This window comes from Streptomyces sp. NPDC028722 (genome assembly GCF_040637655.1).
In the GTDB taxonomy this organism is placed as follows: Bacteria; Actinomycetota; Actinomycetes; order Streptomycetales; family Streptomycetaceae; genus Streptomyces.
In genome coordinates, this window is the sequence record NZ_JBEZWU010000006.1 from 294,823 (window position 1) to 313,386 (window position 18,564).

Genomic DNA, 18,564 nt, shown 5'->3' on the forward strand with positions numbered 1-18,564 from the left:
CCCGGCGGACACCCGCCGGGCCCTCACCGCGTCCGGTTCGGCCTCACCGCGCCCGGTGGGGCGTCACTGCGGCGGATTGCCCGTCGACACGCTCAGGTCGATGGTGCCCACGTTGTGGGGGGCGACATCGGTGCCATGGTCGGGGAACTGCTTCAGCACGGTCCCCTCGCCCCAGGTGTCGTCGTCCTCGTGGTCGATGCTCCACTTCCAGCCCGCGGCCTGGAGGCACTTCTTCACCGAGCCGATGTCCTTGTAGCGGAAGTCGGGCATCTCGACCTTCTTCGGGTCGGTGTACGACTCCTGCGGCTCGGTGCACTCCGACTTGTCGATCTGCCGCGTGGTGTCCGCCCCGCGGTAACCCGGCCGGTGCGAGGCGGACGCCGAGGCGTTCGAACCACCGGTCACACCTTTGATGTCGTCGCCGGCGTTCTTCAGCGTGAGGGCGACGATCAGTCCGACGACCGCGACGGCCGCCACCGTGACCGAGCCGATCACCAGCGGCCTGCGGCGCTTGCCCCGCCCGGCACCGGAGGGCTGCGGGGCGGTCTGCGGCGTGACCGTGTACGGCGGCGGGGCCGGGGCGGTCTGCGGGCCGTAGCCCACCGGGGGCGTCTGGTAGCCGCCCTGCTGGGGGTATCCGTAGGCCGGGGCGGGTGTCGGCGGGCCGTACGGGTTGTGGGGCGGGGCCGGGGTGGGCGGGTACGGCGTCTGCACCGGCCCGTACGGCGCCGGCGCCGACCGGTCGACCGGCGGGAACACCGCGGAGGCGACGCCCGCGCCGCTCCGGGCCGGCCCGGAGCCCGGCACGATGCTCGGCGGGGCCGCCTGGAGGGACGCGGCGACGCGCAGGCACTCGTCCCGCATGGACTCGGCGGTCGGGAAGCGCTCGTTCGGGTTCTTCCTCAGCGCGCGGGCGACCAGCGCGTCCACGGCCGGCGGCAGCGCGCGGTTGACCGAGGAGGGCGCCACCGGCTCCTCCTGCACATGCGCGTACGCGATCGCCAGCGGCGAGTCCGCGTCGAACGGCAGCCGTCCGGTCACCAGCTGGAACAGCATGATGCCGACCGAGTACAGGTCGGAGCGGGCGTCCACACCGCGGCCGAGGGCCTGCTCGGGCGAGAGGTACTGCGGGGTGCCGACGACCATGCCGGTCTGGGTCATCGAGGTGACGCCGGACTGCATGGCGCGGGCGATGCCGAAGTCCATGACCTTGACCACGCCGCGCTTGGTCATCATCACGTTGCCCGGCTTGATGTCGCGGTGGACCAGCCCCTTCTCGTGGCTGATCTCCAGTGCGGCGAGCACGTCGGAGGTGAGCTTCAGGGCCTTGTCGGCGGGCATCGCGCCGTACTGCCGGATGTCCTCGGCCAGGACCGAGCCCAGCGGACGGCCCTCGACGTACTCCATGACGATGTACGGCGTCGCCATGCCGTTCAGCTCGTCCTCGCCCGTGTCGAAGACGGAGACGATGTTGGTGTGGGTGAGCTTGGCCACGGCCTGGGCCTCGCGGCGGAACCGCTCGCGGAAGGCCTGCTCCCGGCCGAGTTCGGTGTGCAGCGTCTTGATGGCCACCTGGCGGTCCAGCACGGCGTCGTACGCGAGGTGCACCGAGGCCATGCCGCCCTCACCCAGCAGGTCGCGCAGCTGGTAACGGCCCCCGGCCAGCGCCTGCCCCGCGTACCGGCCGTGGCCGTGTGCGCCGTCCTGGCTCATCTCTCCGCGTCCCCCACCGGCCCCGGCGCCGTCACCGGCGAGGCCTTGATCGAATGGCTCATTCCCGGCCAAGTCTGCCCCAGGGCACGGGCACGTCAAGCTCGGTGCCCGTTCCGTGACCGTACGCGCAAGAAGCGTCGCGCAAGCGTTACCGGTGTCGTACGGCAGGCACACGGAATTTGCACGACAGCGCGTGCTACGGGTTTCATGACCGGTCCGTCGCGGACCCGTCCCGGTTGCGGTTCCGGACCGGTGGCCCCCGCGGAGGCTGTAGCGTGGCCGACGGAGACCGTGACAACACCGCGCGCACCGCGGGCAGAAACGACGGCGAGGACTGATGGCACAGCAGCAGCGCTCTCAGGGCCCGTCCGACCCCGAGGCGACTGGCGGCGGCATGTCGGACGCGCCGGAGATGTGGGGCAACGGAGGGCTCGTCGGCGACGGCCGGTACCGGCTCACGCACCGGCTGGGCCGGGGCGGCATGGCCGAGGTGTTCGCGGCGGAGGACGTCCGCCTGGGCCGTACCGTCGCGGTCAAGCTGCTCCGCGCGGACCTGGCCGAGGACCCGGTCTCCAAGGCACGCTTCACCCGTGAGGCCCAGTCGGTCGCCGGCCTCAACCACCACGCGATCGTCGCCGTGTACGACTCCGGCGAGGACAGTGTGGGCGGCCAGTCCGTGCCGTACATCGTCATGGAGCTGGTCGAGGGCCGCACCATCCGCGACCTGCTGCTGAACGCCGAGGCGCCGGGTCCCGAGCAGGCCCTGATCATCGTCTCAGGGGTGCTGGAGGCGCTCGCCTACTCGCACCAGCATGGCATCGTGCACCGTGACATCAAGCCGGCGAACGTCATCATCACCCACAGCGGTGCCGTCAAGGTGATGGACTTCGGCATCGCCCGTGCCCTGCACGGGGCGTCGACGACGATGACGCAGACCGGCATGGTCATGGGCACCCCGCAGTACCTCTCCCCGGAGCAGGCGCTCGGCAAGGCCGTCGACCACCGCTCCGACCTGTACGCCACCGGCTGCCTGCTGTACGAACTGCTCTCGCTCAGGCCCCCGTTCACCGGTGAGACCCCGCTGTCGGTGGTCTACCAGCACGTCCAGGACATTCCGGTGCCGCCGTCGCAGGTCGCGGACGGAACGTGCCCGCCGGAGCTGGACGGCCTGGTCATGCGGTCCCTCGCCAAGGATCCCGACGACCGGTTCCAGACGGCCGAGGAGATGCGCGGCCTGGTCCAGTACGGCCTCCAGATGCTGTACGAGCAGGGCGCCCACACCGGCACCTGGAACACCGGCCCGGTGGCGGCGCACGACGGCCGGCACACCCCGGCGGGCGGCTTCGCCGGCACGACCGTGATGCCGCACCCGATGGACGCCTCGGGCACCGCGCAGATCCCGCAGCCGATCCTGCCGACGGGCTACGGCAGCGGCGACGACGGCGGTTTCGAGGGGCACGGCAACAAGGGCAGCGGACGCGGCAAGATGTGGATCCTCGCCGTCCTCGCGGTCGTCGCGATCGCGGCGGGCGTGGCGCTGGCGCTGAAGGGCGCCGGCGGCAGCGGCGGCGGTACGGGCACCGACACCAAGCCGTCGAGCACGCACTCCAAGAGCACCAAGCACGAGAAGCCCTCCGCGAGCCCGTCCGACGAGAAGACCGACCAGCCCTCGGACCCGTCCACGCACACCGGATCGGACACCGGGACCGGCACCGGCAACGGCTGGCCGCCGGCGTCCACGCCGGCGTACACCCCGTCGCAGCCGACCGGCTCCACGCCGAGCGACGAGCCGTCGGACCCGCAGACCTCGCAGTCCCCGCCCCCGGACCCGACGAGCGGCGGCACGGACACCGGCGCCACCGACGGGGGCACGGACACCGGCGCCACCGACGCGGGCGCGGACGCGGGCACCGGTGACGGCGGTACCCCCGCGGGCACCACCACGGACGGCAGCACGGGCGACACCACCGGTTGAAGGACACCCACGGCGGCCGGGACGGTGATCCCCGGGGGCTGACCCCGTTCCCGGCCCGCCGCCCGGCTCACCGCACGAACGCGTCGCACACGGCGTCGTACTCGCGGGTCCACCACACCGCGAGCGCGGACGCGGCCGGGAACTGGCAGTCCGCGCGCGTGTCGCCGCGTTCGTAGTGCCAGCGCAGCATCCAGAAGTCGTTCAGCCGTTCCCACCACACCCGGTGCGCGGCTGCCGCCAGCTCCGCGGACGGGGCACCGGCCGCGCGGCGGTACGCGCGCGCGTAGGCGCGCACTTTCGGCAGGTCCAGGGTTCCGCCGGGGCGGACGAAGAAGATCACCGCGGCGCGTACGGCCTCCTCCGCGCGCGGCTGCACGCCGAGCCGGTCCCAGTCCACGATGGCCGCCGGGGCGTCGTCCTTGTAGAGCAGGTTGAACGGGTGGAAGTCGCCGTGCACCCAGCCCACCGAGCCGCCGCGCGGCGGGCGCCGGCCGGCGTGCTGCTCCAGGAGGGCGCGGCGTTCCAGCAGCCGGTGCCGGGCCAGTTCGTCGAAGGCGTCGGCGGGGCGGTGCCGGTGCACGTGGCCGAGCAGGGCGTCGATGAGGGCGAAGGTGTCGGCCGGGTCGGCGCTCCGCACGGGATGGGGGCCGGTCGCCGGGCGGGTGCGCCCCTTGGGCGGCATCACGCGCTCCAGGCAGGCGTGCACGGCCCCCAGGAGGGCCCCCAGGCGTGCGCTCTGCCCGCGGGTGAGCTGGCCGCCGTGGCGGTGCCTGCCGTCGATCCAGGGGTGCAGGGCGTAGGCGTGGCCGGCGACGACGGCGACCGTACGGCCCTCGCGGTGGGCGAGCGGCGGGGCGACCGGGACGCCGAGGTCGGCCAGGCGTTGGGTGGCCCGGTGCCGGCGCTCGATGGCGGCCGGGTCGGCGGTGTCGGGGTCGAAGTGGTGCTTGAGGAAGTATCGGCCGCGCGTGGTGCACAGCCGGTAGCCGCGGTTGAGCAGCCCTTGGTCGACCGGCTCACAGGCGAGTGCGGTGCCCGCGCCGTACAGGCGCAGCAGGGGGCCCAGAGGGGGCGCGTGGGACATGAGGGGTGGTACACATGAGCGCGGCACGCGGCAGATGGTAGGGCACGCGCAGGCCCTGTGAGCTGCGCGTTGTCACAGGCAGTCGCCGACGGTCGCTTTCGGTCACACGAGGTGATCGGCCGGCGGACGCCCGGGGTCCCGCCCGGTGGCCGCCGGCGCGCGTGGCGGCGGACGGGGACGGGTCGGTCACGGGAGGTATGCGGATTTGTCCCTCTTCGTGTGCGAGGTCGGTCTCACATACGACTCTTCCCGTGACCTGGGTGCGCGGGATAACGTGCGGGTGCTCCGGACTGCCGCAAGGCTGTGACCAGCAACGCTTTCCCGTCCCCTCGATTTACTTGGAAATCCAAGCAAAATCGCAGGTCAAAGGGGGTTTCACAGAAATGTGAAGCACTGGGTAACGTGTTGGTCGCAGGGCGCTCGCCGGGGCACCTGTCACGCCTGTTCCCGGTCGAGTGGCACCCACCCCGTGCCCGGTGGTCGGAACAGGTGAGCCGCACTGGCCTACCGGCAACCCCGGGGGCCGGAACGACGGAGGAGCACACGTGACCGTGGAGAGCAGTGCCGCGCGCAAGCCGCGACGCACCGCCGCAGGCAAGGCCGGCACGTCCGGCGACACGACCGGAGCCACCGGCACCAAGCGCACCACCCGCAGCACCGCCGGGAAGGGCACCGGCCCGGAACTGGTGCAGCTCCTGACCCCCGAGGGCAAGCGGGTCAAGAACGCCGAGTACGACGCCTACGTCGCCGGCATCACCCCCGACGAGCTGCGCGGCCTGTACCGCGACATGGTGCTCACCCGCCGTTTCGACGCCGAGGCCACCGCCTTGCAGCGCCAGGGCGAGCTGGGCCTGTGGGCCTCCCTGCTCGGCCAGGAGGCCGCCCAGATCGGCTCGGGCCGGGCCACCCGGGAGGACGACTACGTCTTCCCGACCTACCGCGAGCACGGCGTCGCGTGGTGCCGCGGTGTCGACCCGGCCAACCTGCTCGGCATGTTCCGCGGCGTGAACAACGGCGGCTGGGACCCGAACAGCAACAACTTCCATCTGTACACGATCGTCATCGGCTCCCAGACGCTGCACGCCACCGGCTACGCGATGGGCATCGCCAAGGACGGCGCGGACTCGGCGGTCATCGCCTACTTCGGCGACGGCGCCTCCAGCCAGGGCGACGTGGCCGAATCGTTCACCTTCTCCGCGGTCTACAACGCCCCCGTGGTGTTCTTCTGCCAGAACAATCAGTGGGCGATCTCCGAGCCGACCGAGCGCCAGACCCGCGTCCCGCTCTACCAGCGCGCCCAGGGCTACGGCTTCCCGGGCGTCCGCGTCGACGGCAACGACGTGCTGGCCTGCCTCGCGGTCACCAAGTGGGCGCTGGAGCGCGCCCGCAACGGCGAGGGCCCGACCCTGGTCGAGGCGTACACGTACCGCATGGGCGCCCACACCACCTCCGACGACCCCACCAGGTACCGGGGCGACGAGGAGCGGCTGGCCTGGGAGGCCAAGGACCCGATCCTGCGCCTGCGCCGCTACCTGGAGGCGTCGAACCACACGGACGAGGGATTCTTCGCGGAACTCGAGGCCGAGTCCGAGACGTTGGGCAGACGAGTGCGCGAAGCGGTCCGGTCCATGCCCGACCCGGACCACTTCGCCATCTTCGAGAACGCCTATGCGGACGGGCACGCGCTCGTCGACGAGGAGCGCGCCCAGTTCGCCGCCTACCAGGCGTCGTTCGCGGAAGAAGGGGGTCACTGAGATGGCCGAGAAGATGGCGATGGCCAAGGCCATCAACGAGTCGTTGCGCCGCGCCCTGGACGCCGACCCCAAGGTCCTCGTCATGGGTGAGGACGTCGGCAAGCTCGGCGGTGTCTTCCGTGTGACGGACGGACTCCAGAAGGACTTCGGCGAGAGCCGGGTCATCGACACCCCGCTCGCCGAGTCCGGCATCGTCGGCACCGCCATCGGCCTCGCCCTGCGCGGCTACCGCCCGGTGGTGGAGATCCAGTTCGACGGCTTCGTCTTCCCGGCCTACGACCAGATCGTCACCCAGCTCGCCAAGATGCACGCCCGCTCGCTGGGCAAGGTCAAGCTGCCGGTCGTCATCCGCATCCCCTACGGCGGCGGCATCGGCGCGGTCGAGCACCACTCCGAGTCCCCGGAGGCCCTGTTCGCGCACGTGGCGGGCCTGAAGGTGGTCAGCCCGTCCAACTCCGCCGACGCGTACTGGATGATGCAGCAGGCCATCCAGAGCGACGACCCGGTCATCTACTTCGAGCCCAAGCGGCGCTACTGGGACAAGGGCGAGGTCGACGCCGAGGCGATCCCCGCCCCCCTGCACAAGGCCCGCGTGGTCCGCGAGGGCACGGACCTCACCCTGGCCGCCTACGGCCCGATGGTGAAGCTGTGCCAGGAGGCCGCGGACGCGGCGGCCGAGGAGGGCAAGTCCCTGGAGGTCCTGGACCTGCGGTCGGTCAGCCCCCTGGACTTCGACGCCGTCCAGGCCTCGGTGGAGAAGACCCGCCGTCTCGTGGTCGTCCACGAGGCACCGGTGTTCTTCGGCTCCGGCGCGGAGATCGCCGCGAGGATCACCGAGCGCTGCTTCTACCACCTGGAGGCACCCGTCCTGCGGGTCGGCGGCTACCACGCCCCGTACCCGCCGGCCCGCCTGGAGGAGGAGTACCTGCCCGACCTGGACCGCGTGCTCGACGCCGTCGACCGCTCGCTGGCGTACTGAGGAGAGGGTCGTGACGACGATGACGGAAGCGTCCGTACGCGAGTTCAAGATGCCCGACGTGGGCGAGGGACTCACCGAGGCCGAGATCCTCAAGTGGTACGTCCAGCCGGGTGACACGGTCACCGACGGCCAGGTGGTCTGCGAGGTCGAGACCGCCAAGGCGGCGGTGGAACTCCCCATCCCCTACGACGGCGTGGTCCGCGCACTGCACTTCCCCGAGGGCACCACGGTGGACGTGGGGACGTCCATCATCGCGGTGGCCGTGGCGGGCGCGGCCGCGCCCGAGGCCCCGGCCGAACCGGCCCGGGCGGTGCCCGCACAGCCGAAGGAGGAGCCGAAGCCCGAGGGCCGCCAGCCGGTCCTGGTCGGCTACGGCGTGGCGACCTCCTCCACCAAGCGCCGCCCGCGCAAGGGCCCCGAGGTCACCGTCCCGGCGGCGGCGCAGGCGGTCCAGGTGGAGCTGAACGGCCACGGCGCGGTGGCGGACCGGGTCCGTCCGCTGGCCAAGCCCCCGGTGCGCAAGCTCGCCAAGGACCTGGGCGTCGACCTCGCCACCCTCACCCCCTCCGGCCCGGACGGCGTCATCACGCGCGAGGACGTCCACGCGGCGGCCACCTCGCGCACCGCCGAACCGGCGGCACCGGTCGCGACGACTCCCGCGGCGGCCCCGGCGCCCGTGGCGTCGTACGACACCGCGCGCGAGACCCGCGTCCCGGTCAAGGGCGTCCGCAAGGCGACCGCGCAGGCGATGGTCGGCTCGGCGTTCACGGCGCCGCACGTCACCGAGTTCGTGACGGTGGACGTGACGCGCACGATGAAGCTGGTCGAGGAGCTGAAGCAGGACAAGGAGATGCAGGGCCTGCGGGTGAACCCGCTGCTGCTGATCGCCAAGGCGCTGCTGGTCGCGATCAAGCGCAACCCCGACGTCAACGCGTCCTGGGATGAGGCCGGCCAGGAGATCGTGCGCAAGCACTACGTCAACCTGGGCATCGCGGCGGCCACCCCCCGCGGGCTGATCGTCCCGAACATCAAGGACGCGCACGACAAGACGCTCCCGCAGCTGGCGGAGGCGCTGGGCGAGCTGGTGACGACGGCCCGCGAGGGCAAGACCTCGCCCGCCGCCATGCAGGGCGGCACGGTGACCATCACCAACGTCGGCGTGTTCGGCGTCGACACCGGCACGCCCATCCTCAACCCGGGCGAGTCGGCGATCCTCGCGGTCGGCGCGATCAAGCTCCAGCCGTGGGTCCACAAGGGCAAGGTCAAGCCCCGCCAGGTCACCACGCTGGCCCTGAGCTTCGACCACCGCCTGGTGGACGGGGAGCTGGGCTCCAAGGTGCTGGCGGACGTCGCGGCGGTCCTGGAGCAGCCGAAGCGGCTGATCACTTGGGCGTGAGGGCCTTCACCGGGTAACCTCCACGCCTGTGGGGGACGGCCGCAACTTCGGTTTGCGACCGCCCCCCGCTTTTTCAGCCCTGGTTGAGCACGTACACCGGTGCGCCGTCCTCGGCACCGCCCTGCGAGCGGATGCAGGCATGCGTGCGCAGCAGGCGCAGACACGCGTTGACCTGGCGGACCGTCAGCCCCGTGCGGGCCGCGATGGATTCCAGCGGCTCGCGCAGCTCACCCGTCTCGGCCAGGATCGGGGCGATCACCACCGCGACCGTCCACACGTCCTCCGTCACGGACAGCCGCTGCCGCCAGTCGGCCAGTACGGACTCCGTGGTGGTCGGCGCCATGAGGCGGCCCCCGGGGGCCGGACGCGTGAGGACGAGGGCGTCGAGCCGGTCCGCGATGCGTTCCATCGCGCGGACCATCGCCTGATGCACGGCGAGTGTGGCCTTCTGCGTCGCCAGCGTCTCCCGTTGGACGGCCAGCGTCTCCCGCTGGACGTCCAGCATCTCCTTCTGTAGCGCGTTCGATTCGCGCTGCCCGTCCGCGAGTTCCTCGTCCAGCTGGAGGTTGTGCGCCTCGAGCCGGACGATGGCCTCCGCGACCTGCTCGGGCATGGCGTACGCGACGGGCGCCCCCGGTTCGGCCGGCTGTACCTCGGCCTCGTCGAGAGTGTAGGAACCCTCCCGCTGCACGGTCTCGATGACTTCGGCGACCCACTGCTTGAAGGGGGCGCAGGCGGGCTTGGTGCAGGCGCTGACAAGCAGGATGAGACCTTGCAGAGAGATGATGTTCAGGTCTCGGCGCCACTCCCTACCTGCGGGAATGCTGAGACCGTAAGCTCCAGTTACGGTCTCGAGAATCTCTCGATGGCTCTCTGGGACATGGTCGGAGAGCGCCTGCCGAGAGTTGGTGTGCCCGAGTTCCTTGCACACATCCACCGCCGGGAACCAGTGACTTCCGTCCGGCATGGTCAGCCTGCGGACGCGGGCGCCGGTCGCGGCGTACACGAAGTCGCTGACGTCGATGGCCTCGCGCCGTGCCGCCGAGCCGGACTCGGACTGCTTCTTGGGTTCGTTCATGTGAACCACCTCCGCTGCGGAACGTAGAGCGGATGAAATGGAATATGCCAGCGGAAAGAGGGATGTTCACGATTGAGAGTGAAAAGCGGCGATATCGCTGGCCGGACACGGCGAAGGGCCCGTCGCAGGGATGCGACGGGCCCTTCTCTGTTCCGCCGGCGTCAGCCGAGCTTGGCGAAGCTGTAGGTGAGGAGCTTCTTCGCGTCCGTCTCGCGCTGGGTGATGGACGTGGAGGCGAGGACGGTGCCGATGACCGTCCTGCCGTTCCGGGTGGCGGCGAAGACCAGGCAGTACTTGGCCTCCGGGCCGGAGCCGGTCTTCACGCCGATGGTGCCGCTGTAGCTGCTGAGCAGCCCGTTGGTGTTCTTCCACGCGTTCATCGTGCGCGTGCTGCCGGTCTTGGTGATCGTCTTCGCGGTGTACGACTTCGTCTTGACGATCGTGCGGAACGTGGAGCTCTTCATCGCGCTGCTGGCGATCTTCGTCAGGTCGCGCGGCGTCGAGTAGTTGGAGCCGTTGCCGATGCCGTCGAAGGAGTCGAAGTGGGTGTTCTTCAGGCCCAGGTTCTTGGCGGCGGTGTTCATCTTGCCGATGAACGACTTCACGCGCGCGTCGGTGGAGGAGCCCGAGCCGTACTTGTCGGCGAGCGCGTAGGCGGCGTCGCAGCCGGACGGCAGCATCAGGCCGTAGAGCAGCTGGCGGACGGTGACCCTGTCGCCGACGATCAGATGCGCCTGGGAGGCGTTGTTCTTGACGACGTAGTCGCTGTAGATCTTCTTGATCGTGATCTTGGAGTCGAGGTTGAGGTTCGACTGCGCGAGCACGACCTTGGCGGTCATGATCTTGGTGGTAGAGCCGGTGGACCGCTTGGTGTCTGCCGTCTTGGTGTACAGCGTCGAGCCGGTGACGTTGTTCATCACGTAACCGCCCTTCGCCACGATGGAGGGCGTCGTGACGGCCTGCGCGGGCGCTGCGGTGAGGGCACCGGTGGCGAGCAGCGCGCCGGAGCTGACGGCGACGACGGCGGCCCTGCGAAGGCGGGTGCCCTGAATGCCGGTAATCAAAGTGATATACCTCGAATGTATTGAATGCCCGTTGTGTGCGGCCGAGTTGAAGTGGCAACGGAGCGGGCCGCACGTGTGTGACACGTAAGTAGCACAGAAGGTTGTGCGGTCGCTTCGAGGGGCTTTCGTCACGTCCGCATGATGGACGGCACTCCTGCTTGCGTACGTGTTGTATCTAAGCTGTCGGCATGAAAACGGCCGTCGAGCAGTCCGCGCCCCAGTCCCTGAAGCCGCCACCCGCTGCCGACCGCGTGTACGCCCATGTCAAGCAGGGTGTGCTCGACCGCCACTACGAGGGCGGCACCCTGCTCACCGAGGGGGAGCTCGCCGAGGCCGTCGGGGTCTCGCGCACCCCCGTCCGGGAGGCGCTGCTGCGGCTGGAGACCGAGGGCCTGATCCGCCTCTACCCCAAGAAGGGCGCCCTCGTCCTGCCCGTCTCCGCCCAGGAGATCGCCGACGTGGTGGAGACCCGGCTGCTGGTCGAGGAGCACGCGGCCCGCAAGGCCGTACCCGCCCCGCCGGGCCTGCTGGCACGGCTGGCGGAGCTGCTGGCGCGGCAGAAGGCGCAGGCCGCCGCCGGTGATCTGGCCGCCGCCGCCGTCACCGACCGCTGCTTCCACGCCGAGATCGTGCGCAGCGGCGGCAACGAGATCCTCTCCCGCCTCTACGACCAGCTGCGCGACCGCCAGCTGCGGATGGGCGTCGCCGTCATGCACTCGCACCCCGACCGGATCGCCAAGACGCTCGCCGAGCACGAGGAGATCCTCGACGCGCTGCGCGCCGGGGACGCCGAGGCGGCCGTCGGGGTCGTGCACCGGCACGTGAGCTGGTTCTCGCACCTCGCGCGAGGTGAGGTCCGGTGAGCAGTCCCGCGCGCAACGCCACCCTTCCGGGTGATCCGCCCGGCGGCCGGGGCGCCGTCGCCGTGTGGTCCATAGGCGTGGCCGTCTACTTCGTCGCCGTCATCTTCCGCACGTCGCTGGGCGTGGCCGGACTCGACGCGGCCGCCCGCTTCCATGTGAACGCCTCCGCCCTGTCGACGTTCTCCATCCTCCAGCTGCTGGTCTACGCCGGCATGCAGATACCCGTCGGCCTGCTGGTCGACCGGCTCGGCACCAGGAAGGTGCTGAGCATCGGGGCGGTGCTGTTCACCGCCGGGCAACTGGGCTTCGCCTTCTCCCCCTCGTACGGCACCGCGCTCGCCTCCCGGGCCCTGCTGGGCTGCGGCGACGCGATGACCTTCATCAGCGTGCTGCGGCTCGGCACCCGCTGGTTCCCCGCCCGGCGCGGCCCCCTGGTCGCACAGCTCGCGGGGCTGGTCGGCATGGCGGGCAACCTGGTCTCCACCCTCGTCCTCGCCCGGCTGTTGCACGGCGTCGGCTGGACCCGGGCGTTCGCGGGCAGCGCGCTCGCGGGTGTGGTCGTCCTCGTCCTGACCCTGCTGTTCCTGAAGGACCATCCCGAGGGTCACGAACCGGAGCCGTCGCCGCACCAGGGTTCGGTCTATGTCCGCCGGCAGATCACCGCGGCCTGGCGGGAGCCGGGCACGCGGCTCGGACTGTGGGTCCACTTCACCACCCAGTTCCCGGCGATGGTGTTCCTGCTGCTGTGGGGGCTGCCGTTCCTGGTGCAGGCGCAGGGGCTCAGCCGGGCCACGGCCGGCGAGCTGCTCACCCTCGTCGTCCTGTCCAACATGGTGATCGGCCTGGTCTACGGCCAGATCGTCGCCCGGCACCACGCGGCACGGCTGCCGCTGGCGCTCGGCACGGTGAGCGCGACGGCGCTGCTGTGGGCGGGGACGCTCGCCTACCCCGGGGAGCACGCGCCGATGTGGCTGCTCGTGATGCTGTGCGCGGTGCTCGGTGCGTGCGGGCCGGCGTCCATGCTCGGCTTCGACTTCGCCCGGCCGGCCAACCCGCCCGAGCGGCAGGGCACCGCGTCCGGCATCACCAACATGGGAGGATTCATCGCCTCCATGACGACGCTGTTCGCGATCGGCGTGCTGCTGGACGCCACCGGGGACGACTACACCGTGGCCTTCTCCGCGGTGTTCGTGCTCCAGGCGCTCGGGGTCAGCCAGATCCTGCGGTTGCGGGGGCGGACGGTTCGGCGGGAGCGGGAACGGCTGGTGGCGAGCCGGGTGGAGACGGTGCACGTGCCTGCGGCTTGAGGCGGTGGCTCGCCCGCCCGCGCGCCCACCGTTTCCGGTGTGCCGAGAGGCTGGGCGGCCTGTGGGGCGGGCGTCCGTCGGCGGCTTTCCGCCCGCGATCGGGGGCCGCGCCGGACGCCTGCCGCCGAGGCGCCCGGATCCGGGAAACCAGCCCGGGAAACCTGCCCCGGGATATCTCTCCCCGCGACACTTGGCCCCGGGACATCTCCCCCCGGGGTGCCCTGGACGCGGGCTGCCCGGGCTCGGTGCGCCCCAGTGCCTGGGCCGCCCCGGACACGGGGCGCCCCCACCCGCTACGGCGTCACCGTGAAGTTGTGGAGGATGGCTGCCGCCAGGTCCTGGTCGCCCTCGGTCTTCACCCGGTCCGCCACCGCCTGGGGGGTCACCCGGCCGCAGGCCAGGCGGACGTAGGTCTCCCAGTCGAGGGTGAGCGTGGCCGCGGGGCCGAGGGCCGGGGCGGTTTCCACGGTGCCGCGGCCCTGGATGTCGACGCGGACGGTGCGCAGGAACTCGACCGGGCCGTGCACGTCGAACACGATCGCCGAGCTGCGCGGGGCGTCCGCGTCCTTCGCGACGACCTTGGGCAGCGCGGCCAGCAGGACGTCCCGGGTGACGTACGCGCCCGGCGAGTCCAGGTTGCCGGGGCGGCCGAGGGCCGTACGCAGGTCCTGTTCGTGCACCCACACGTCGAACGCGCGGGCGCGATAGGCCTGTTCCAGGGTGACCTCGCTGCCCAGCGGGCCGCGCACCGTGGTCGCGGGGTCGCGGGACTCGTTGCGCAGCTGGCGGTTGCGGCGGATGACGGTGTACTCCAGCTCGGCCGTCATCTCCGGCGCCGTGTGGTGACGGCGGACGTCGACCTGCATCTCCATGTACCGCTGGTGCTCGGTGGCGACGTGGAAGAGGTCGCGCGGCAGGGCGTGGATGGGGCGCGGGTCGCCGAGCATCTCGCAGTCGAGGCCGATGACGTGCGACACGATGTCCCGGACCGACCAGCCGGGGCAGGGGGTCCGCCGGTTCCACTCGCCCTCGACGAGCGACTGCACCATCTCGGATATCGCTTCGATGGAGTGCGTCCAGGCGTCGGCGTAGGGCTGGAGGGTGGGATGCAGACTCACGGAAACGGGACCCCTCGGCGGTCGGTACACGGGCAGGTTGTGGCGGCGTTGCCAGCGGGCGGCGGCTGCACTTCGACGGGTGTCTCGACGCTAAGTTACGCTGCGGAGAGGCACCCCGGCAGTGCTTTCGTGTGACGATCGTAGGCCCGTGTGGCCGAATCGAATTGCCAGGACGGTGGTAGTGTGCGCGCCTCGCTGATCCAGATCGCCGTGGACGAGGACGAATCGGTCGACTCCCGGCGGCGTCGGGCGGCCGCGCTGGTGCGGGAGCAGGCCGGTGCGGACCTCGTCGTACTGCCCGAACTGTGGACCACCGGCGCCTTCGCCTACGAGGACTTCGGCCGCGAGGCCGAGCCGCTCGAAGGGCCGACATATCAGGCGATGGCCGGGGCGGCGCGTGACGCGGGCGTGTGGCTGCACGCCGGCTCCATTCCCGAACGGGCGGCGTCCGGCGGCGGCTCCGCCACGCAGGACGGTCCCCTCTACAACACGTCTCTCGTCTTCTCCCCCTCCGGTGAACTGGCCGCGGCCTACCGCAAGATCCACCGCTTCGGCTTCGACAAGGGCGAGGCCGTGCTGATGGGCGCGGGCCGGGAACTGGTGACGGTCCCGCTGCCCGGGACCACGCTCGGCGTGGCCACCTGCTACGACCTCCGTTTCCCCGAACTCTTCCGTGGACTCGTCGACGCCGGTGCCGAGATGCTGGTGATCCCGGCGGGCTGGCCCGAGCGGCGACGCGCGCACTGGACGCTGCTGGCTCAGGCGCGGGCGGTGGAGAACCAGGCGTTCGTGCTCGCTTGTGGAACGGCCGGGACCCACACCGGAGTTCCGCAGGCGGGTCACTCGATCGTGGTCGATCCGTGGGGCGAGGTGCTCGCCGAGGCAGGATCGGGCGAGGAGGTCCTCACCGTCGACCTCGACCCGGCGAAGGTGTCCGCCACGCGCGAGCAGTTCCCGGCGCTGAAGGACCGCGTCCTCGGTCTTCAGGCGCCCCCGCACCGGCGCTAGCCCCGCCGCCGGGGTCAGTCCTCCTCCCCCTCCTTCTCCGAGAGGTGGATGACGCACACCGCCACCGCGATCAGCAGCGCCGGGTCGGCGTCCTCCCGTACGACGTCGACGCCGTAGGTGTCGCGCACGGTCAGCCAGCGGCGGGAGATCACCGCGAGCAGTTCGCCGTCGTACTCGACGGCGAACTCGCGGTCCAGGATCTTGCCGCTGACGTCGAGTTCGGTGCCGTCCACCAGGGAGACCCGGTAGTGGTTGCGCAGCAGGGACAGCCGTTTGCGCCTGATCCTGGCCAGGGCCTCGCCGTCCCGTTCGATCACCATCGTGTCGCGCAGCGCGAACATCTTCTGGTGGATGTCGATCAGGATCCGCCCCTGGGCGTCCTTCAGCTCGAAGGTGTCCCGCAGCCGCATCGCCTTGCCGTCGACGAGGAACACCTTCCGGCCGTGCTCGTCCTCGATCCACCAGTCGTCACCGATGCCGAGGATCCGGTCGCGTACGAGGAATCTCATACAGGTCATGCTTCCCCGGCACCGGCTGATCGTCACAGGGCCGTCCCCGCCGGCCTGCTCCCGGCCCGGATGTCATGTTCGACCGGGGCTCATCCACGAGGCCGACGGCTGCGGTTGCGCCTGCGGCGTCCGCACCCGCGCCGACGAGCGGGGCCGCGCCGGGTCACCCGCCGGCCGCCCTCGTCCCCGCCGCCGTCCCTCCGGCCGGCCCCCCGCCGAACCGTCTCCGGTACGCCGACGGGCTCAGCCCCGTCTCCCGCCGCAGCCGTGCCCGCAGGTTGGCCGCCGTACCCAGGCCGCTGCGTGCCGCCACGACGTCCAGCCGCTCCTCGCCCCGCTCGATCAGCCGGCAGGCCAGCGCCACGCGCTCCCCGGTGAGCCAGGCCAGCGGGGTCGTCCCCAGCTGGCCGCGGAAGCGGCGGTGCAGGGTGGCCGGGGAGACGGCCGCGCGGGCGGCGAGAGCCGCGACGGTCAGCGGCTCGCCCAGCCGTTCCTGGGCCCAGGCCAGGAGCGGGCCGAGCGACGCGTCGGGCACCTCCGGCACCGGCCGCTCCACGAACTGCCGTTGTCCGCCGTCCCGGTGCGCGGCGAAGACGAGGCGGCGGGAGACGGCGTTGGCCGTCTCCGCACCGTGATCCCGCCGCCAGATGTGCAGGCCGAGGTCGAGCGCGGCGGCGCTGCCCGCGGCGGTGAGGACGTCACCGTCGTCCACGAAGAGCACGTCCGGCTCCAGCCGCACCGCCGGATGCAGCTCCCGGAAGGCATCCGCCCACATCCAGTGCGTGGTGGCGCGGCGGCCGTCCAGCAGGCCCGCCTCGGCGAGCGCGAAGCTGCCGGTGCAGAAGCCGACGACACGGGCGCCACGCGCGTGCGCCCGGCGGATCGCGGCCAGGACGTCGGGTCCGCGCGGTACGACGTTGTCCGGGCGGCCGGGGACCACCAGGGTGTCCGCCCCGTCCACCGCCTCCGGTCCGGGCAGGCCGCTCATGGTGAAGAAGCCGTGGTTCATCCGTACCGCGCGCGTGGGCGCGCACAGCGTCACCTCGTAGAGGGGCCGTCGCCGGCCCAGCTCCGGCCGGGGCAGCCCGAACAGCTCGGTGGCGACACCGACCTCGAACGGGTTCGTGCCCTCGTCCACGATCACGACGACCCGGTGCGGTGCCTGAGAGGATCGTTGCGGCATGTGCGATTCCTAGCACTCGTGGGACGGTCCCGTCACCCGCACGATGAGGCGCATGGAACCGATCTCCCTGGAAACGGCCCTCGCCTCCTTCACCGCGCGGTGGAGCCCCCGCATCGTCACGACCGTCAACGACTACGACGTGCGCGTGGCGAAGGTGGAGGGCGAGCACGTCTGGCACGTCCACGACCACACCGACGAGTTCTTCTTGGTCCTCACCGGCGAACTGCACATCGGCCTGCGCGAGCCCGCCGGTGAGCGCACGGTGGTCCTGCCGCGGGGCTCGGTCTTCACCGTCCCGCGCGGCACCGAACACAAGCCGTACGCGCGCGTGCCGACCGAGATCCTGCTCTTCGAGCCCACCGGCACCCTCACCGTCGGCGACCGGCACGAGGACGTGCCCCGCCACGTGGACGCGACCACGGGCCACACGCTCACCTGACGGTGCCTCACCGGGCCGAGGCCGCCGGGCGGGTCCCACCGGACCCGGGCCTCTTCCGACCGGGCACCGGAATCCACCGGGACGCCGGGTGATGCCCAGGTGAACTTCCCGCTTTTCCGGGGCGGGTGGCCAACCGGCGGGCGGGCCCGCGGGTCGGATCGTACGGAAGCCGGCGACAACGCCGGACCCGATCCTCCCGGAGGCCCGCCATGTCCGCTCGACCCGCCCGCCACCGCCCCGTGCGCACGCTCGCCCTGGTCCTCGGCACGGCCGCCCTCGCCGTGCCGTGCGCCCTGGCCGGCAGCGCCGCCGCGGCCGTCCCCGGGTCCGCCCGCGCGGCTGTCCCCGCGGCCACCGCCGAGGTCAACCGGTACGGCTGGCAGCTGGCCTACACCGCCGCCCCCGGGCAGGCCAACAAGGCGACCGTGACCGCGTCCCGCACCGCCGACGGCGCCGGCATCACCTATGTGATCGACGACGTCGTCCCGATCGGCGCGGGCAACGGCTGCGCCCGTCCGGACGCCGCCGATCACACCAAGGTCTCCTGCACGGTCACCGCCGAGGAGAGCCAGGACCCGTACCCCGCACTGACGATGGACCTCGGCGACCGCGACGACACCGTCGCCTACGCGAACAGGACCGACCAGGTGTACCGCTTCGCCCGGATCTCCCTGGGTTCCGGCAACGACCGGCTCACCGACAGCGGGCGCCTCGACGGCAACGACGTCTCGGGCGGCGCGGGCGACGACACCCTCACGGTCGGCGAGGCGGGGCTGGCATTCGGCGGGGACGGCGACGACACGGTCCACGCCGACGGTGACCTGGTCATCGCGAAGGGCGGCAAGGGCGACGACGTGCTCCGCGGCGGTGCCGGCGGCCAGGACCTGTCCGGTGACGACGGTGACGACACCCTCTACGGCGGGGCCGGCGCCGACACCCTGTACGGCGGCAGGGGCGACGACGCGCTGTACGGCGGTGCCGGAGGCGACAGGCTCTACGGCAACAGCGGGAACGACCGGCTGTACGGCGGCCCCGGCCGGGACACGCTCTCCGGCGGACCCGGCCGCGACGTGGTCCACCAGGACTGACGACCG

General features: G+C 71.7%; 16 protein-coding genes. 9 read left to right on the forward strand and 7 right to left on the reverse strand.

Annotated features, from left to right (window positions below):
- Positions 1-63: 63 nt before the first annotated feature.
- A complete protein-coding gene (locus AB0F03_RS12850) occupies positions 64-1,713 on the reverse strand; it encodes a protein kinase (RefSeq protein ID WP_361989763.1) in 1,650 nt (549 codons plus the stop codon).
- A gap of 337 nt (positions 1,714-2,050) precedes the next feature.
- Here AB0F03_RS12850 and AB0F03_RS12855 point away from each other — a divergent pair, with 337 nt between their 5' ends.
- Complete coding sequence (locus AB0F03_RS12855; protein ID WP_361989765.1) at positions 2,051-3,688, forward strand: protein kinase; 1,638 nt, start codon at positions 2,051-2,053, stop codon at positions 3,686-3,688.
- Positions 3,689-3,755: 67 nt separating this feature from the next.
- On the opposite strand, the gene AB0F03_RS12860 is transcribed toward AB0F03_RS12855, so the two are convergent.
- The gene (locus AB0F03_RS12860) at positions 3,756-4,772 is read right to left on the reverse strand and encodes a phosphotransferase (RefSeq protein WP_361989768.1); all 1,017 of its coding nucleotides are present in this window, start codon (positions 4,770-4,772) and stop codon (positions 3,756-3,758) included.
- 545 nt (positions 4,773-5,317) lie between these two features.
- On the opposite strand from AB0F03_RS12860, the gene pdhA reads away from it, so the two are divergent.
- Genes pdhA through AB0F03_RS12875 form a run of 3 tightly spaced genes read left to right on the forward strand, consistent with a single transcriptional unit; the run spans position 5,318 to position 8,901 of the window.
- The gene (pdhA, locus tag AB0F03_RS12865) at positions 5,318-6,526 is read left to right on the forward strand and encodes a pyruvate dehydrogenase (acetyl-transferring) E1 component subunit alpha (protein ID WP_361989769.1); all 1,209 of its coding nucleotides are present in this window, start codon (positions 5,318-5,320) and stop codon (positions 6,524-6,526) included.
- A 1-nt stretch (position 6,527) separates the two neighbouring features.
- Positions 6,528-7,505: an alpha-ketoacid dehydrogenase subunit beta gene (locus AB0F03_RS12870; protein ID WP_361989772.1), complete on the forward strand. Its 978-nt coding sequence runs from the start codon at positions 6,528-6,530 to the stop codon at positions 7,503-7,505.
- Positions 7,506-7,515: 10 nt separating this feature from the next.
- Positions 7,516-8,901, forward strand: coding sequence for a dihydrolipoamide acetyltransferase family protein (locus tag AB0F03_RS12875; protein WP_361989775.1), 1,386 nt, complete (start codon positions 7,516-7,518; stop codon positions 8,899-8,901).
- Between the two features lie 73 nt (positions 8,902-8,974).
- Here AB0F03_RS12875 and AB0F03_RS12880 read toward each other — a convergent pair whose 3' ends face one another.
- Complete coding sequence (locus tag AB0F03_RS12880) at positions 8,975-9,979, reverse strand: Bro-N domain-containing protein (RefSeq protein ID WP_361989777.1); 1,005 nt, start codon at positions 9,977-9,979, stop codon at positions 8,975-8,977.
- Between the two features lie 161 nt (positions 9,980-10,140).
- Entirely contained in the window at positions 10,141-11,043 is a 903-nt protein-coding gene (locus tag AB0F03_RS12885; RefSeq protein WP_361989779.1) for a D-alanyl-D-alanine carboxypeptidase, read from the reverse strand.
- A gap of 188 nt (positions 11,044-11,231) precedes the next feature.
- On the opposite strand from AB0F03_RS12885, the gene AB0F03_RS12890 reads away from it, so the two are divergent.
- Both AB0F03_RS12890 and AB0F03_RS12895 read left to right on the forward strand, forming a co-directional pair.
- Complete coding sequence (locus AB0F03_RS12890) at positions 11,232-11,906, forward strand: GntR family transcriptional regulator (protein ID WP_361989781.1); 675 nt, start codon at positions 11,232-11,234, stop codon at positions 11,904-11,906.
- Positions 11,903-13,213, forward strand: a complete 1,311-nt coding sequence (locus tag AB0F03_RS12895) for an MFS transporter (protein WP_361989784.1) — start codon at positions 11,903-11,905, stop codon at positions 13,211-13,213. The genes AB0F03_RS12890 and AB0F03_RS12895 overlap by 4 nt, the downstream gene beginning before the upstream one ends.
- Positions 13,214-13,506: 293 nt before the next feature.
- On the opposite strand, the gene AB0F03_RS12900 is transcribed toward AB0F03_RS12895, so the two are convergent.
- Positions 13,507-14,331, reverse strand: coding sequence for a maleylpyruvate isomerase family mycothiol-dependent enzyme (locus AB0F03_RS12900; protein ID WP_361989787.1), 825 nt, complete (start codon positions 14,329-14,331; stop codon positions 13,507-13,509).
- 183 nt (positions 14,332-14,514) lie between these two features.
- On the opposite strand from AB0F03_RS12900, the gene AB0F03_RS12905 reads away from it, so the two are divergent.
- On the forward strand, positions 14,515-15,339 hold the full coding sequence (locus AB0F03_RS12905) for a carbon-nitrogen family hydrolase (protein ID WP_361989790.1): 825 nt from the start codon (positions 14,515-14,517) through the stop codon (positions 15,337-15,339).
- 14 nt (positions 15,340-15,353) lie between these two features.
- Here AB0F03_RS12905 and AB0F03_RS12910 read toward each other — a convergent pair whose 3' ends face one another.
- Both AB0F03_RS12910 and AB0F03_RS12915 read right to left on the reverse strand, forming a co-directional pair.
- Positions 15,354-15,848 carry an LURP-one-related family protein gene (locus tag AB0F03_RS12910; protein WP_356818973.1) on the reverse strand — a complete coding sequence of 165 codons (495 nt, stop codon included), beginning with the start codon at positions 15,846-15,848 and terminating at the stop codon, positions 15,354-15,356.
- A gap of 163 nt (positions 15,849-16,011) precedes the next feature.
- Positions 16,012-17,031 (reverse strand): helix-turn-helix domain-containing protein, encoded by a 1,020-nt coding sequence (locus AB0F03_RS12915; RefSeq protein WP_361989793.1) that lies wholly within the window; start codon positions 17,029-17,031, stop codon positions 16,012-16,014.
- A 43-nt stretch (positions 17,032-17,074) separates the two neighbouring features.
- Here AB0F03_RS12915 and AB0F03_RS12920 point away from each other — a divergent pair, with 43 nt between their 5' ends.
- A complete protein-coding gene (locus tag AB0F03_RS12920; protein WP_361989796.1) occupies positions 17,075-17,470 on the forward strand; it encodes a cupin domain-containing protein in 396 nt (131 codons plus the stop codon).
- Between the two features lie 209 nt (positions 17,471-17,679).
- Positions 17,680-18,558, forward strand: coding sequence for a calcium-binding protein (locus tag AB0F03_RS12925; protein ID WP_361989799.1), 879 nt, complete (start codon positions 17,680-17,682; stop codon positions 18,556-18,558).
- The last annotated feature ends 6 nt before the right edge of the window (positions 18,559-18,564 follow it).